Annotated in this window: 2 protein-coding genes; both read right to left on the bottom strand. The window is 52.4% G+C overall.

Translation table 11 applies throughout. The features are described from left to right. Positions 1-11 precede the first annotated feature (11 nt). Entirely contained in the window at positions 12-227 is a 216-nt protein-coding gene (locus SSCH_RS07525; RefSeq protein ID WP_044664926.1) for a hypothetical protein, read from the bottom strand. A 135-nt stretch (positions 228-362) separates the two neighbouring features. After that, positions 363-569, bottom strand: a complete 207-nt coding sequence (locus SSCH_RS07520) for a hypothetical protein (RefSeq protein WP_198142269.1) — start codon at positions 567-569, stop codon at positions 363-365. Positions 570-995 lie beyond the last annotated feature (426 nt).

Genomic DNA, 995 nt, shown 5'->3' with positions numbered 1-995 from the left:
GGCCTGTCTCTTCATCCTTGTCTATCTACCAGGTCTTTCACATTTGCTTCTAGACTCTCTTCATATTCTGCCTTACTTACTCCGTCCACCCCGGACGCTTTTCGTTCCGGCATGCCCATATGGGCTGCCATGAGCGTTTCTTCATTGATTAGATGGACTAGTGTTGTGAATTTTAGCTTTGGGTTTTCTCTTGCTTTCTCCGCTATCCTTGTCAGTTTCGTTTCCACTACTTACTCTCCTCCGGTGAGTTAGTGTCCCCCTTCCAAGGGTAATGACTCCGCTACTGCCTTTCCTCTACAGGAGTTACCCTGCTTCATCGGTACTATGCAGTAATCCGACTCCCTGCGCGCCTTTTGGCTTCCTCACTTTGTATCGCTTGTCTGCCATACTCCCTCTTCGGAAGAGCCCGCAGGGTCTCCCAAGTTGCCGTAACCCAACTGTGTACAGCGTGCCAAGGTCTTTGACTCCGGGGAAGTTCCGGCCTGCTCGCCTCTATCGCCTGCCGAAATGCTGCCTTCTTCAGGACGGAAAGAATCGGCCTTCCCATCTCGCACCATTTCGAAGCTCAATCCCTTCAACCTTGCGGCTTTCGGCCCGCTGTCTCGCCTGCCTACGCTTAAACATAGCTGTTACCAGCTATGCTCCAAGGCTGGCTACGGGTGGTTGGCTAAACCTTGCCCGGTGGGATTCCCACCCACTAAGTGTCACGACCTAGCTTGGTCGCTCGTAGAGTAGGCGGGGTCTCTCGCCTCCTGGTAGCGTTTAGGTCGGGACAGTCCATTATCTGCCCCTTTCGTCTGGCAGTGCCTTAATATCCCAGCCATGCGCTACTGGCCATGCAATTGTACCCCTACCCCTCATCGAACCGTACGTGCGCTATTAACGCATACGGCTCTCCGTAGTCATTATTCACGGAGCTCACGCAAAGATTCTACCCTTGACATCGTAAATATTCACATATATGCGGGGCGTAGGTAAAGGATACTTCTTCAGAA

The sequence above is a fragment of the Syntrophaceticus schinkii genome (assembly GCF_000946815.1).
Lineage (GTDB): Bacteria > Bacillota > DSM-12270 > Thermacetogeniales > Thermacetogeniaceae > Syntrophaceticus > Syntrophaceticus schinkii.
This window is presented reverse-complemented; position numbering and strand designations above follow the sequence as displayed.